At 70.7% G+C, this 14,809-nt stretch carries 12 protein-coding genes and 1 pseudogene; 6 read left to right on the forward strand and 7 right to left on the reverse strand.

Annotation, left to right across the window (positions count from 1 at the left end):
* The first annotated feature begins 43 nt into the window (after positions 1 to 43).
* The 5 genes from R9X44_RS10450 (at position 44) to murA (ending at position 4,708) form a co-directional block, all read left to right on the forward strand.
* The gene (locus R9X44_RS10450) at positions 44 to 892 is read left to right on the forward strand and encodes an ABC transporter substrate-binding protein (protein ID WP_319813842.1); all 849 of its coding nucleotides are present in this window, start codon (positions 44 to 46) and stop codon (positions 890 to 892) included.
* Positions 889 to 1,746: an amino acid ABC transporter permease gene (locus tag R9X44_RS10455; protein WP_319813843.1), complete on the forward strand. Its 858-nt coding sequence runs from the start codon at positions 889 to 891 to the stop codon at positions 1,744 to 1,746. The genes R9X44_RS10450 and R9X44_RS10455 overlap by 4 nt, the downstream gene beginning before the upstream one ends.
* Entirely contained in the window at positions 1,746 to 2,477 is a 732-nt protein-coding gene (locus tag R9X44_RS10460; RefSeq protein WP_319813844.1) for an amino acid ABC transporter ATP-binding protein, read from the forward strand. Before R9X44_RS10455 ends, R9X44_RS10460 begins: the two co-directional genes overlap by 1 nt.
* 189 nt (positions 2,478 to 2,666) lie before the next feature.
* The gene (locus R9X44_RS10465) at positions 2,667 to 3,278 is read left to right on the forward strand and encodes a class II aldolase/adducin family protein (RefSeq protein ID WP_319813845.1); all 612 of its coding nucleotides are present in this window, start codon (positions 2,667 to 2,669) and stop codon (positions 3,276 to 3,278) included.
* Between the two features lie 92 nt (positions 3,279 to 3,370).
* Entirely contained in the window at positions 3,371 to 4,708 is a 1,338-nt protein-coding gene (gene murA / locus R9X44_RS10470) for a UDP-N-acetylglucosamine 1-carboxyvinyltransferase (protein ID WP_319813846.1), read from the forward strand.
* On the opposite strand, the gene R9X44_RS10475 is transcribed toward murA, so the two are convergent.
* The 7 genes and pseudogenes from R9X44_RS10475 to R9X44_RS10500 form a co-directional block, all read right to left on the reverse strand.
* Positions 4,681 to 5,769: a glycosyltransferase family 4 protein gene (locus R9X44_RS10475; RefSeq protein ID WP_319813847.1), complete on the reverse strand. Its 1,089-nt coding sequence runs from the start codon at positions 5,767 to 5,769 to the stop codon at positions 4,681 to 4,683. The genes murA and R9X44_RS10475 overlap by 28 nt on opposite strands.
* 161 nt (positions 5,770 to 5,930) lie before the next feature.
* A complete protein-coding gene (locus tag R9X44_RS10480; RefSeq protein ID WP_319813848.1) occupies positions 5,931 to 6,968 on the reverse strand; it encodes a hypothetical protein in 1,038 nt (345 codons plus the stop codon).
* Between the two features lie 57 nt (positions 6,969 to 7,025).
* A pseudogene (locus R9X44_RS35740) lies at positions 7,026 to 7,214 on the reverse strand (helix-turn-helix domain-containing protein); the annotation flags it as partial.
* A gap of 281 nt (positions 7,215 to 7,495) precedes the next feature.
* Positions 7,496 to 9,790, reverse strand: a complete 2,295-nt coding sequence (locus R9X44_RS10485) for a glycoside hydrolase family 97 catalytic domain-containing protein (RefSeq protein ID WP_319813849.1) — start codon at positions 9,788 to 9,790, stop codon at positions 7,496 to 7,498.
* A 51-nt stretch (positions 9,791 to 9,841) separates the two neighbouring features.
* A complete protein-coding gene (locus R9X44_RS10490) occupies positions 9,842 to 10,876 on the reverse strand; it encodes an ABC transporter permease (protein ID WP_319813850.1) in 1,035 nt (344 codons plus the stop codon).
* Positions 10,873 to 12,405: a sugar ABC transporter ATP-binding protein gene (locus tag R9X44_RS10495; RefSeq protein ID WP_319813851.1), complete on the reverse strand. Its 1,533-nt coding sequence runs from the start codon at positions 12,403 to 12,405 to the stop codon at positions 10,873 to 10,875. Before R9X44_RS10495 ends, R9X44_RS10490 begins: the two co-directional genes overlap by 4 nt.
* 38 nt (positions 12,406 to 12,443) lie before the next feature.
* Positions 12,444 to 13,499, reverse strand: coding sequence for a substrate-binding domain-containing protein (locus R9X44_RS10500; protein WP_319813852.1), 1,056 nt, complete (start codon positions 13,497 to 13,499; stop codon positions 12,444 to 12,446).
* Positions 13,500 to 13,777: 278 nt separating this feature from the next.
* On the opposite strand from R9X44_RS10500, the gene galT reads away from it, so the two are divergent.
* Complete coding sequence (gene galT, locus R9X44_RS10505; protein WP_319813853.1) at positions 13,778 to 14,797, forward strand: galactose-1-phosphate uridylyltransferase; 1,020 nt, start codon at positions 13,778 to 13,780, stop codon at positions 14,795 to 14,797.
* The last annotated feature ends 12 nt before the right edge of the window (positions 14,798 to 14,809 follow it).

Here is a 14,809-nt window from a genome sequence, read left to right on the forward strand (position 1 = left end):
CACCATTTACGCCGGGAATGTCGGGAATGAAGGGGTCGCCATCGTGCGCCGTGTCGGGCTTGGGGTTGTGGCGCTTGTCGCGCTTGTGGGATGCGCTCCCGCCGAGGAGGCGAAGGCGCCCGCGCCGTCGGCGGCCGCGGAGTGCGCGAAGGAGAGCCTGCCGCTCAAGAGCCCGGGGACGCTGACCGTCGGCACCGACAAGCCAGCCTACGAGCCGTGGTTCTCCGGCGACGACCCCACGAACGGCCAGGGCTTCGAGTCCGCCGTCGCCTACGCGCTCGCCGACAAGCTCGGGTTCGCCAAGACCGAGGTGAAGTGGGAGACGGTCAGCTTCGACGCCTCCTACGCGCCCGGCGCGAAGACGTTCGACTTCGACATCAACCAGGTCTCGATCAGCGAGGCGCGGGCCAAGGCTGTGACGTTCAGCGACGGCTACTACGACGTCGCCCAGGCCGTCGTCGGGCTCTCCGACGGCAAGTTCGCCTCGGTCCCCGACGTCGCGGGCCTGAAGGACGCCTCGATCGGCGTCCAGGTCGGGACGACGTCGCTGACCGCCGTCCAGGAGCAGATCAAGCCGACCAAGCAGCCGCGCGTGTTCAACAACCAGATCGACGCGGTCAACGCGCTGAAGAACAAGCAGGTCGACGCGATCGTCGTCGACCTGCCGACCGCGTTCTACGTCACCGCCGCGCAGATCGAGGGCTCGAAGATCATCGGCCAGCTCCCCTCCGTCGGCGGCGCGCCCGAGCAGTTCGGGCTCGTGCTGGAGAAGGGCAGCGCGCTCGTCGGCTGCCTCAACAAGGCGCTCGGCGAGCTGAAGACGTCCGGGGACCTCGCGCGCATCCAGGACCAGTGGCTCGCCGCCGCGGCCGGAGCGCCAGTGCTCAAGTGACGGACAAGACCGCATGGGTCAAGAGCGACCGCCAGCGGGAGCGCGAACGGCTGCGGCGGCGCGCCGCGCGGCGGTCCGGGGCGGTCGCGACGGGCTCGACCGTGGCGCTGCTCGGGATCGCGGGCTGGCTCGTGGTGGCGTCGCCGGGCTGGCCGACGGTCCGGGCGACGTTCTTCTCCTGGTCGGAGTTCACCGGCTCCCTCGGCGACGTCCTCGACGGTTTCTGGACCAATGTCCAGATCTTCCTGATCGCCGAGCCCATCGTGCTCGCCGTCGGGCTCGCGGTGGCGCTCGCCAGGGGCGTCAAATCGCCCGCGTTCTTCCCGATCCGTGCCCTCGCCGTCGCCTACACCGACGTGTTCCGCGGCATCCCCACGATCCTGCTCGTGTACCTCGTCGGCTTCGGCATCCCGGCGCTGAACCTGTCCGGCGCGCCGAACAGCCCCATGACGCTCGGCATCATCGCGCTCGTGCTGTCGTACGGCGCTTACGTCGCCGAGGTGTTCCGTGCGGGCATCGCCTCGGTGCACCCGAGCCAGCTCGCCGCGGCCCGCTCGCTCGGGCTCAGCAGGGCGCGGGCGATGCGGTACGTGGTGCTGCCGCAGGCCGTGCGCAACGTGGTCCCGCCGCTGCTCAACGACTTCGCCTCGCTCCAGAAGGACACCGCGCTCGTCGCCGTCCTCGGCGTGGTGGAGGCGCTGCGGCAGGCGCAGATCCACTCGGCGCTGACCTTCAACTACACGCCCTACCTCGCCTCGGCCGCCCTGTTCGTCATGCTGACCGTGCCGCTCGCCCGCTTCACCGACTGGCTCGCCGCCCGCGCCGACGGCCGCCGCTCCCCCGGAGACCGCTGATGCCGCTGCTCACCGTCGACGGCCTGTGGAAGCGTTACGGCGACCGGACCGTGCTGCGCGGGATCGACCTGGAGATCGCGCGGCACGAGGTCGTCTGCCTCATCGGGCCGTCCGGGTCGGGCAAGTCGACCCTGCTGCGCTGCGTCAACCTGCTGGAGACCGTGGACGACGGCGCGATCTTCCTCGACGGCGTCGAGATCACCGCGGTGAACGCCGACGAGGACGCCGTCCGCCGCAGGATCGGCATGGTGTTCCAGTCCTACAACCTGTTCCCGCACATGACGGTCCTGGACAACATCACGCTCGCCCCGGTGAAGGTGCACGGGCGGCCGCGCGCGGAGGCCGTGGACGAGGCGCGCGCCCTCCTCGCCCGCTTCGGCCTCGCCGACAAGGCGGCCGACTACCCCGACCGCCTGTCCGGCGGCCAGCAGCAGCGCGTAGCGATCATCCGCGCGCTCGCCTGCCGCCCCGAGGTCATCCTCCTCGACGAGGTCACCTCCGCCCTAGACCCCGCCCTAGTCGGCGAAGTCCTCACAACAATCCGCGACCTGCGCTCCCAGGGCATGACCATGCTCCTCGCCACCCACGAACTCGCCTTCGCCCGCGAGATCGCCGACACCGTCTGCTTCCTCTCCAACGGCGAACTCCTAGAACAGGGCCCACCCTCCCAACTCCTCAAATCCCCCCACCACCCCCAAACCCGCACCTTCCTCAACCACCTCCTCCCCTGACCCCCAGAAAGTCCTCGGGGTCCTTTCGCTTTCCACAAAGGACCCTGAAGTGCCCCACGGCCACTCCTACACCTACCTGCCCGACTCGGCGCGCCTGGCCGCGGTTCCTCGCCGACACCGGGCGCATCCTCGCCGAAGCCCGACGGTACGACGTTTCATCGCCGGCACTCTGGGCTGGCATGAGCCTTGATGACGCCGACCGGTGCCGCTGTGCGGGACAACCGGTGGCGGGTCGCCCCGGAGGACCTGGTCGTCATGACCCCACGCGGCGAGGTCGTGGAGCGCGGCCGGTACGCCTCCGCCGCGTCGACCGTGCAGGTCCTGATGCTCCTGGAGGCGTTCCCCGAGGTGAACGCCGTGATCCACACCCACGCAAGGTGGTCCCGGGTCTACGCCGCGGCCGGCCTGAGCCTGCCTCCCGCCATCACCAGCATGGACCGGTACGGGGACGTCCCGTGCATCCGGATAGACGAGCACGTCCTGAAGGCGCGCTACAGGGAGGCGCCCTGGGTGACGTTCGTGCCCGAGGCCATGAACACCTCCCGGCCGGACATCGCCGCGGTGAACGCCGCGATCGCCGAGCGCGCGATCGAGCTGCTGGACGGTCGGCGCGACCAGTTCGCCTGGCACGGGCTGGGCTACACCATGTACCGACACGGCCTCGTCGTCGTCTCGCCGAGCCTGGAGCGCGCGGTCCAGGACGCCACCGCGATGGAGTCCTCGTGCGAAACGGCGCTCGGCGTCGCCGTGCTCCAGCTCACCGGCGCCGACGTCAACGGACTGGCGGTTCAGGCCGTCTAACCAGAACGATCCGCCTACGGGCATCGGAGCCGTGAACGGCTCCGACGCCCGTAGCCTTGCGTAGCGAACCCCGAACCCAGAGGAGCAGCTCCATGACCGGCACGGACGCCATGACCACGGACCGGCACCTGTACCGCATCACCGGCGGCGCCCCTCTGAAGGGCGAGGTCCCAGTGAGCGGCGCGAAGAACGCCGTCACCAAGCAGATGGTGGCGGCGCTCCTGACCGAGGAGCCGGTCACGATCGCGAACGTGCCGAGGATCGTTGAGGTCGATCTCGTCGTCGGGATGCTTCGGCAGCTCGGCGTCGACGTGGACTGGACGGGCGACCACGAGATCCGGGTGGAGGCTGGTGCCATCGCGGACTCCGGCCTTGCCGAGCGGTACACCGGTGCGAACCGCATCCCGATCCTGATGATGGGGCCGCTGCTGCACCGCGTCCGGGAGGCCGTGATCCCCCTGCCGGGCGGCTGCCAGATCGGCAAGCGACCGATCGACTACCACCTGGACGCCCTCCGCCAGATGGGCGCGGAGGTAACCGAGCAGCCGACTGCGGTGCACGTGAAGACCACCGGCCTGGTCGGCGCGCACATCACGCTCGCGTTCCCGTCCGTGGGCGCGACGGAGAACATCGTCCTCGCCGCCGTGCTCGCCCGTGGCACCACCGTGATCCACAACGCCGCCGTGGAGCCGGAGATCATCGACACGATTCTGATGCTCCAGAAGATGGGCGCGCTCATCGAGGTCCAGACGGACCGGCGGATCGTGATCGAGGGCGTCAGGCGGCTCACCGGCACGACTCACTCCGCGATCACCGACCGGGTGGAGGCCGCGTCCTTCGCCGCCGCCGCAGTAGCGACCGGTGGCAGCCTGGAGGTCATCGGAGCCCGCCAGGCGGACCTGACCGGCCTGATCAACACTCTGCACCGGATCGGCGGAGGATTCGCCGAGACGTCCCGCGGCCTCACCTTCTACCGGGCCCGCGACCTCACCGCCACCTCGTTCCGCACGGACGTCCACCCGGGCCTGCTCACCGACTGGCAGCAGCCCCTCGTGCTCCTGCTCACCCAGGCGGCGGGGACCAGCGTCGTGCACGAGACGATCTATGAGGACCGGTTCGGGTACACGCTGCAGCTTCGCGAGATGGGCGCCCGGATCGAGCTGTCCACCGCGTGCCTAGGCGGGGACGCCTGTCGGTTCGCCAACCGCGACCACGCCCACTCCGCCGTCATCTCCGGGCCGACGCCGCTGTCCGGGCGTGAGCTGGAGATCCCGGACTTGCGGGCTGGTTTCGCGTTCGTGCTGGCGGCCCTCGTCGCCGACGGCACCAGCACCATCAGCGGGACGCGCTACCTGGAGCGCGGCTACGAGGACCCGGTGTCCCGGCTGACCGCGATGGGCGGTCAGGTCGACACGGTCCCGGTGGGCTGAGCTGCTGAGGCCGCCTCGTGACACAGGGTCAGGTACTCGGCGGCGGCACGTCCGGGCGTGAACCAGGACGCTAACCGGCGGTAGGCCCTCCAGCCCATCGCCACCATCTCTCCCTGGCCGAGCTGCGCTATCCGCTCGATCGCGTCTGTGAGGGCGGTGGGGTCGTCAGGGTCGTACACCAAGCCCGTCAGCCCGTGCAGAACCAGCTCGGCGCTGGCACCGCCGCGCGGCACGATCGCGGGCTTCCCGAGCCCCGCGGCCTCGGCGACGACCCGGCCGAATCCCTCCGTTACTGCGGCGGTCACCAGGACGTCGGAGCCAACGAGCCGAGCCTGGAGGTCGTCAACGTGGCCGTGGAAAGCGACGGGCACCGGGCATCGCGTCGCGCGCGCCCTGAGTTCGGGCAAGGATGGTCCGTCGCCGTACACGTCCAGGGCGACGGTGCCGTGCAGGGCGGGCGGCAGAGCGGCGAGGGCCGCGATGATCCGGTCGAGGCGCTTCCACGCGATGATCCGGCCGACGGCCGCGAGTCGTAGGACGTCATCGCGGACGCGCCAGCGCAGCGCCTCGGCCTGCTGACGGACGCCGTTGTACACGACCCGGACCCGGTCCGGACAGCCGGAGAACGCCGTGATGGCGGAGGCCGACGCGCGGGAGATCCCGACCCAGGCGTAGGGAGACATATGGTCCCAGGGCAGTTGCTCCGGGGTGTGCCCGAACAGGTCGCCCCCGGTCGGGTCGATCATCCGGATGGGCTCCCCGGCCACCAAGATGCCCCGCACGATCGGGATGACGGGGACAGCGCGGACGTGGGCCAGGTCCACGAGCATGGTGCGGTGGCTGCTGAGCACGACGGCACCTGGCTGGGCAAAGCGGGCGAGCGCGGCCAGATAGCCGCGATGGTCGGGCACGACCTCTACGGCTACGCCGGAGTGCAGGGAGGTGGGGGTGGGAGCGGACCCGGCGGCGCGCCAGAGAACGGTGACGGGCACGTCGGTTTCCGCGATGCCCTCGGCTACCTCCATGGTGGACTGCTCGGCGCCGCCGGCACCGGTCGCCATCCAGGTCATGACGATGCTGCGGAGCGGGGAAAGGCCAGGGCACATTGACGATCCGATCCTCCCGGGTTGGGGCCGCACCACCAGACTGCGCCGACGTCCAGGCAGGACGAGCGCTTTGCGTTCGGCGCGCGGAAATGCCCTGATTCCCGTGGAAGCCTTGACTAGCGGGAGAAGCCCATGCGCGCGGCCATGACGCGGAGGTCGCGCGGTCCGTGCCCGGCCCGCACGAGCGACCGCGTCAGGTCGAGGACCGCCGGCCGCGAGTACACCTCCTGGGGTGCCTCCTTCTCAGCCGCCAGCAGCGCCTGGGCCGCCCGGTCGTGCTGGCCGCACTGGGAGGCCGCCGCCGCGACGTCCGTCCAGTACCGCGCCCTGCGCTCAGTCGTAGGCAGTTGAGAGGGCCGGATCGAGTCGGCGACGTTCAGCGCGGCACCGGGCTCGCCCGCCGCCGCCAGGCCCGAGATCTGGTGCAGCTGCACGACCGGCACGCCGAACCCTCCGCCATGTGCGGGCAGGAGCACACGGTCCCCCAGCGTCGAGGCCAGGTACGCGGCCTCGCGCGTCAGGGTGCGCATCATGCGGCTGTCCCCGCTGCGTGCCGCGGTGTAGGCCGCGGACATCACGAGGAGCCCGCGCTGAGCGCGGACGGCCAGGCCGCCGCCGGAGAGCTGGTCTGCGGCGTCCAGCGCGATCGATGCGGCTCGGTCGCTCAGGCCGGACCTGCGCACCAGGACCGCCATGTCGCGCGCCGCCTCCCCCGCGAGGACCGGATCTGCGGCACCGGGCGCGATGGTCCTGGCGCGGTCCGCGGCGATCAGCCCGAGGTCGTTGAGGTTCAGCTTCACTGCCATCCTGGAGATCAGGATGTACGTCTGCGTGAGAACTGCGGAGGCGGCGGGGGTGTCCCGTACCGCGACAGTGTGGGCGGCGCTCAGGAGACCCGGCAGCCTGCGGGCAAGCTCGGTGTAGCGGCACGCGTGGAAATCACCCATCGCCATCGACAATGCCTGCCGTAGCCGGTCCGGGGCGACCGGTCCGGGCGCGGCAGGCACCCCCACCAGCAGGCAGCGCTGCAACACGCTCGCAAGCGCGTCAGCGGGCCGGGTCGCAGCCAGATGGTCGGCGGCGGCCGCGAGTCTCGGTGCTGCTGCCGCGGTCGTGGACACCGCCAGGTGTGCCAGCAGCTCACGCCGTCGCACATCATCTCCGTCCTGAAGTCCGGCAGGGAGTTCCGCCCCCAGCAGGGTCTCAGGCGAAAGGCAAAGAACAGAAGACAGCCGCTCCAGGGTCGCGAGATCCGGAGGCGTGCCCTGGCCGGACTCCCACCGGCCGACCTGAGAGCGCGAGCAGAACATCGCCTTGGCAAGTCGCTGCTGAGTCCACCCGAGGTCTCGCCGCGCCGCACGAATCTCCTCGCCCAGACGGTTCCGCCCCATAGGCGGCATACTGTGGTCGGACCGCTACAGAGTCAAGGCCATCCCGCGTGCTCGGTATGGACACTTCCGAGTCCGGCCAGCCGACACATCCCGTGAAACTCGAATGACCGCCAGCCGGACCGGACGCACGCAGAACCTGACGGCTACACCCCCGTCGCCCACGCCACGAAACCACTGGGCGTTCCTGTTCGGGCGACCGCTAGCGGCGGCCTTCCTCGTAGGGCCTGACCCTCGGGGGGAATGGGGAAGCGGCTCCCCGGGGGGTTGCCCGGGGAGCCGCGGTCGGGGGGTTAGGAGAGGGTGAAGCGTTGGCGGTCGGTGCCGTTGAAGGGGCGTTGGTCGAACTGGGAGCCCTGGGCGGTGTTGGCGGTCAGGTAGAGGCCGCTGTGGCGGTTGAGGATGCGGACCGTGCCGCCGCCCGCGTCCTCAAGGAGCCATTCGTCGTTCGTGGTGGTGTTGGCCTCGTACTGGTACTGGATGATCGGCGCGCCCGCGTCGCGGGAGGCGTGGTAGACGACCACGTCGCGGCCGCTGTTCTGGTTGACGATGCGGACGTAGCCGTCGCCCAGGGAGCGGAACTCGAAGCGCTGGTTCGTGCCGTCGTTGCTAAGCCAGCGGATGACGCGCGCGTCGTTGGCGGTGCTCGCGGCCTCCACGTCGAGGGTGTGGCCGCTGCCCGCGACGGTCACCTTGCGGTAGCCGGACGGCGCGGTGGCGACCCTGGTCAGCTTGACGACGTGGCCGCCGTTGGCGACGGTCGGCACGCTCAGCGTGGCCCCGGCGGAGATCACCTGGCTGGTGCGCTGGAGGCCGCCCGAGCCGTCGGTGGTGATCTCGGCGTGCCAGGTTCCACTGGGCAGGAAGGACGTCGGGTAGGAGATGGTGCCCGCGCCGCCGCGCCGGAGCGCGCCGACGAACCAGCGGTCGCCGCTGCGGCGGGCGATGACCGAGCCGGTGAGCGGGTCGCCGGAGACGAACTTGGTCTCGTCCCACGCGGCGGGCAGCTGCCGCATGACCCGCTCGGCCTCGGGCCGCGCCTGGTAGTCGGAGATCCGGCCGCCGGGCAGCTGGAGTCCGCTCTCGAAGAGGACGCCGAGGGCGAGTTCGCCCGCGTCGCTGTTGGGGTTGCGCTGCTGGAAGCCCATCGGGGAGTAGTCGGCGGGGCCGAGCGCGGCGCGGGTGAACGGGAGCGCCGCGACGTGCTCGATGGTCCGGCCGCCGGGGTACTCCTCGCCGCGGATGCCCTCGGAGGTGAGGACGTGCGGCCAGGTGCGGTGTACGCCGACCGGCAGGCGCGACCCGTGCAGGTCGACCATGAGCCGGTAGCGCGCGGTGTGCTCGAGCGCCTGGTCGTACCACTGGTGGCGGGCCTGGGACTCGGAGTTCATGAAGTCGAGCTTGACGCCGACGACGCCCCAGCCGGTGATCTTGGTGAACTCGGCGTCGCGCTTGGCCGCGGTGTCGAGGTCGCCCCACGGGTACCAGAGCATGACCTGGACGCCGCGTGCCTGCGCGTAGGTGACGAGGTCGGGGATGATCGACTGGTTGTCCTTCCAGCCGTCGTCCACGAGCAGGTAGGGCCAGCCCTGCGAGGCGGCGTAGTCGGCCCACGCCCGCAGCCGGACGGGGTCGCGCTGGGTGGCGTGTCCGCCGTCGAGCCAGGGCCAGGCGGCGAAGCCCGGCCTGATCCACGACGTGTCCGCGATCCGCGACGCCGGCGCGACGTCGTCGATGAGGGTCGACTCGACCACGGTCGCGGTCGTGCCGATCGCCGCGGTCCGCCACGGGGTGGTGAACGCGCCGGACTTGACGACCTGGGCGTCGGCGAGCTTCAGGGTGAAGCGGCCGCTGCCCTGGGTGTGGGTGAAGCGGCCGCCGGAGTAGCCGCCGTCGACGCCGGACTCGGCGAGCAGGACCCGCGAGCCGTTGCCGTTCTGGGCGTACACGCTCATGCTGTACTCGCCGGTGGCGACCTGCGACAGCGGCGAGGTGACGTACTGGCCCTCGTGGACGACGCCGAAGTTGACGCGGGACAGCTGGGCGTCGCTCTGCGGCGAGAACGACGTGGCCTCGCCGGTGACCGTCGCGCCGGACGGGAGCCCGTAACGCACCGCGACGCCGTCGGCCGACGTGCGGACGTAGACGGTGATCTGGGAACTGCCCTTGGAGAACACGAGCCGCGTCTCGGTCGCGGTCCGGGTCCGGTTCAGGGACTTGCCCGCCTTGACCTGGTAGGTGTAGTTCTGCGTGCTGTCCGCCCGGCTGACGAACTCAAGGCCGGTGCTGTAGTTGACGGTGCTGGTCAGCAGCCCGATCGGCGCGGGGTTGAGCACCTGGCGGCAGTTCCAGGTCGCGCCGAGGCTGAGGTTGCCGCTGGCGTCGAGGGCGACCGTCGCGCGGACGCCGTCGCAGCCGGTGGCGGGCACGCCGGGCTGGACCGAGGTCCAGCTTCCCGGCGCGGCCGCGGCCGGCGCGGCGAACGCGGGGACGACCGCGAACGCCAGCGCGGCGGCGAGGCCGACGCCGGCGATCCGCGATCCGCGCGGCGAGCCTCGCCTCGGGTCGATCTTGGACATGAGGGACATGGATTACCTGACCTTTCGGGGGGGTGGATGGTTGTCAGGTCTGTGGTGGCGCTACGTCGGCAGGCCCACCCGGCGCTCGCCCGCCCTTCGCTGCTGCAGGACCACGGCGATGACCAGGAGGGTGCCCTGGGCGACGTTCTGCCAGAAGGAGTTCACGCCGACGACGTTCAGCCCGTTGTCGAGCGCGCCGAGCAGCACGACGGCGAGGAGGGTTCCGGTGATGGCACCCCTGCCGCCGGTGAGCGCGCAGCCGCCGAGCGCCGCCGCGGTGATCGCCTTGAGCTCGAGGCCCTCGCTGCCCGACGTCGGCTGGCCCGAGCCGGTGCGCGCGGTGAGGATGATCCCGGCGAGCGCCGCGACGATCCCGGTCAGCGCGTAGACGGCGACGAGATACTTGTTGATGTTGATGCCCGCCAGGCGGGCCGCCGTGTCGTTGCCGCCGATCGCGTAGATGTTGCGGCCGACGTCGGTGTACTTGAGCATCAGGTGGACGGCGAGCGCGACGACGGCGACGATCCAGATCATCGTGGGGATTCCCGCGATCTTGCCGCGGGCGATGAAGACGAACACGTCGTCGCCGAGCACGTAGCCCTGGGCGCGGCCGCCGGACAGCAGCTGGGCCAGGCCCTTGTAGGCGGCGAGCGTCGCGAGGGTGGCGACGACCGCGTTGACCCGGCCGTAGATGATGATCATCCCGTTGACGACGCCGAGCACCGCGCCGAAGGCGAGCGCCGCGGTCATGCCGAGCAGCGGGTTGCCGTCCGCGGAGGTGAAGACCATCGCGCTCACCACGGAGGCGACGCCCGCCTGGGACCCGACGGAGATGTCAAGCGCGCCGCAGATGATGACGACGGTCTGCACGATCGCCAGCAGCCCCATCACGGTGACGGTCTGCCCGATCACCTCGATGTTGGACAGCGACAGGTAGTTGGAGTCGAGGTAGCCGAAGATGGCGACGACGACGATGAGCGCGAGGATCAGGCTGACGTTCTGCGGCCCGACCGCTTCCAGCACCCGGCGGACGGGCGAGGGCGGCCTGACCTGATCCTTCTCACCGGTGGACGGGCTCAGGGTTGTAGGGGTCACGGAGTGTCTCCGGTGCTGCTCGAGGTCAGGTCATGGGACATGGCGAGGGCGAGTACGGCTTCCTCGCCCGCGTCGGCGCGGTCGAGCTCGCCGGTGACCCGGCCGTTCTGCATGACCACGATCCGATCGGCGAGGCCGAGTGCCTCGGGGAGTTCTGAGGAGACGACGAGGACCGCGACGCCGGCCTTGGCGAGCCCGGCGATCAGGTCGTAGATCTCGGCCTTGGCCCCGACGTCGACGCCGCGGGTGGGCTCGTCGAGGATCAGCACCCGGGGGTTGCGGGCCATCCAGCGGGCCAGCACGACCTTCTGCTGGTTGCCGCCCGACAGCTTCCCGACGTGCTGTTCGATCGACGGGGTGCGCACCCGCATGCGCGTCACGTACTCCTGGACGGCGCGGCGTTCGGCCGACCCGCTGACGAACCTGAGGCGGCGCAGCCGTTTGAGGATCGCCAGTGACGCGTTGTCGCGGACGCTGCGCTCCATGAACAGCGCCTGCTTCTTGCGCTCCTCGGGCGCGTACCCGATGCCCGCCCTGACGGCGTCACCGGGATGGCGCAGCCGCAGGGCCTTGCCGTCGACCCGCACCTCGCCCTCCCGGAGGGGAACGTCGCCGACCAGGGCGGACACCAGCTCGGAGCGGCCCGCGCCGACGAGCCCGGCGAGCACGACGACCTCGCCGGCGCGCACCTCGAGGTCGATCCCGTGCACGTCGTCGGTGCTGACGCCGTGCGCGGACAGCACGACGGGCCCGGGTTCGAGCCGTTCGCGCTCGAACATCGCCGACAGGTCGCGGCCGACCATCATCCTGACGATCTCGCCCTCGGTGACGTCGGCGGCCTCGCGGACGCCGACGAGCGATCCGTCGCGCAGGACCGCGACCCGGTCGGCGAGCTGGAGGATCTCCCGCATCCTGTGGGACACGTAGAGGATCGCCCTGCCCTCGTCGCGCAGCCGTCGGATCAGGGTGAACAGCGCCTCGGTCTCGCGGTCGCCGAGCGACGAGGTCGGCTCGTCGAACGCGAGGACCCGGGGGCCGCCCCCGCCGTTCGGGTCGGTGTCGGTGAGCGCCCGCAGGATCTCCACGAGCTGCCGCTGGGCCGCGCTGATCTGGTCGCCGCGCGCGTCGGGGTCGAGCATTCCGGTGAAGCCGTAGCGGTCGAGGTCGTCGCGGACGCGGCGGCGGAGCGCCGCGGAGTCGAGCCGCCGGGTCGCGCCGTGCGGGAGCGCGCCGACGTAGATGTTCTCGGCGACCGAGACGTACGGGATGATCTCCGGCTCCTGCGCGATCACCCGGACGCCGCCGCGCCGCGCGTCGGCGGGGCTCTGCCAGTCCCGCCAGTCGCGGACCTGGCCGTCGAGGGTGAGGACGCCGTCGTCGGGCTGGTAGTCCCCGTTGATGATCTTGATGAGGGTTGACTTTCCGGCGCCGTTCTCCCCCATCAGGGCGGTGATCTGCCCGCCGGGCAGCTCCAGGGACACGCCCTGGAGCGCCCGGACTCCGGCGAAGCCCTTGCTCAGGCCGGTCACGGCCAGCGCGGGCTTCGCCGGGGCGCCATCGGTGGAACCTAGCTGCACTTCAGGCCGGCCTGCTCGTAGGTGGAGGCGTCGACCATCGTGGTCTTGGCGAAGCCCTCAGCGGGGAACTCCTTGCCGTTCTTGATCTTGTCGTACATGCTCTGCACGGACAGCGCGCCGACCTCCGCGCCGTTGAGGAACAGGGACGCCTTCACGCCGGTCGGCTTGCCGCCCTGCCAGACCTTGCAGGCGAGGTCGCCGTTGATGCCGACGCCGATGATGTTGTCGGGCTTGAAGCCGGCGTTCTCCAGGGCGAGGACGCCGCCGGTCACGTTCTCGTCGTTGCAGCCCCACACGATCCAGTTCTTCACCGACTTGTTCGCGGTGACGGTCGCGCCGACCTTGTTCTGCGCGTCCGGCGGGGTGTTGTCGGTGCCGACCTTGATGATCTCGATGTCCGCGCCGGACTCGGCCTTGAAGGAGCTCTCGGCGGCGGTGACGCGGTCGGTGCAGACGGTCACGTCCTGCTTCCAGGCGGCGATGATCCTTGTCTCCTCGGGCTTCCAGCCCGCCGCCTTGTACAGCTCGGAGACCTTCTTGCCGACCTCCTCGCCCATCTGGGCGCCGCTGAAGCCGATGCGCGGGACGAGGTTCTCCTTCGCACACTGCGCGGGGTCGGGGTTGTCCACACAGATCTGGTCGTCGGAGGTGAGCAGTTCGACGCCCGCGCTCTTGGTCAGCTCGACGAGCTGCGGCCCGACGGCCGGGTCGGGCACGACGACGATGACGCCGGACGCCTTCTGGCCGATCGCGGCCTGGGTCTCGCTGACCGCCTTGTTGGCGTCGCTGCCCAGGTTGACCACCTTCAGGTCGATGCCGAGCTCGGCGGCCTTGGCCTTCGCGCCCTCGGCCTCGCCGATGAAGTACGACTGGTCGCCCTGCTTCTGCAGGTAGACGATCGAGATCTTGCCGTCGGCGGCCTTGGGCGTGCTGCCCGTCCCGTCATCCTGCCCGGACGAGCACGCGGCCAGGCTGAGCGCGGCGGCGGCCAGGACGCCCGTGACGGCGATCGTGGTTCTGCCGGTCCGGCCGTGTCGCTGGGTCATGACTGCTCCTTCAAGGTTTCGTTCGGTCTCCGGACGCCCCGGCCGCGCACTCACTCGGCGTCATCCGGATGTTTCGTTCGTATGAAGAGCAGTAGTACCGCGAGAGACCTTTATCACACAAGACCCAACATGATTCTGTTTGAATATGTTTGATCTCCCTAGCTCAGAACCCCTGCGGCATGCCACACTGGCGGGCCTGACCAGTGAACTTATGAACCGTTAGGAAAATGTTGGAAGCCCGCGACCTCGGAACCTACGGTGACGTACTGCCACATCCAGTGCATGGCCTGCTGGCCGACGGCCGGGAGATCGTCTACTACGACGACCGACCGGGACGCGATCGGTCGGCACGCGACACGAGACCGCTCACCGCCTTCGCCCCCCGCGGCGAACTGCGGCACGACCCCTTGACCGGCGACCCCGTCCTCATCGCGGCGCACCGGCAGACCCGCACGGTGAACAGCACGCGCGCCGGATGCCCGCTGTGCCCGTCACGTCCCGGCAGCCCCACCGAGATCCCCGCCGCCGACTACGACGTCGCGGTCTTCGAGAACCGCTTCCCGTCGCTCGGCGGGCAGGCGGGCGGGCGGTGCGAGGTCGTCTGCTTCTCCGGCGAGCACGACCAGTCGGTGTCCCGGCTGCCGGCCGCCCGGCTGACGACCATCGGCCGGGCCTGGGCCGACCGCACCGCGGCGCTGACCCGGCTGCCCGGCGTCGAGCAGGTGTTCGTTTTTGAGAACCGGGGCGCGGAGGTCGGCGCGACGCTCGCACATCCGCACGGGCAGATCTACGCCTACCCGTATCTGACGCCGGTGCAGCGTTCCGTCCTCAGGTCGGCGCGCGCGCACCGGACGGAACACGGGTCATGCCTGCTGTGCCACACCGTCGCCCGGGAGGCCGACGGGCCGCGCGTCGTCGCGGCCACCGCCCAGTTCGTCGCCTATGTCCCGGAGAGCGCGCGGTGGCCGTTCGAGGTGCACCTCGCGCCGCGCTCGTGCGTCGGCGACCTCGCCGCGCTCGCCCCCGCCGAGATCACCGAGCTGATGGGCCTGTACGCGGAGGTCCTGCGCCGCTTCGAGGGGCTCTTCACCAACCCGACGCCCTACATGGCCTGCTGGCACCAGGCCCCGGTCCGGCACCGGGCCGACCTCGACCACTTCTACGGCCAGGTCTTCACCACCCGGCGCAGCGCCGACAAGTACAAGTTCCTGGCCTCGAGCGAGTCCGCCGCCGGCGCGTTCATCAACGACGTGCTCCCCGAGGCCGCCGCCGAACGGCTGCGCGCCGTCCGCATCTGACGCATGGAAGGA

Source organism: Actinocorallia sp. A-T 12471 (assembly GCF_033875155.1).
Classification (GTDB): domain Bacteria; phylum Actinomycetota; class Actinomycetes; order Streptosporangiales; family Streptosporangiaceae; genus Actinocorallia.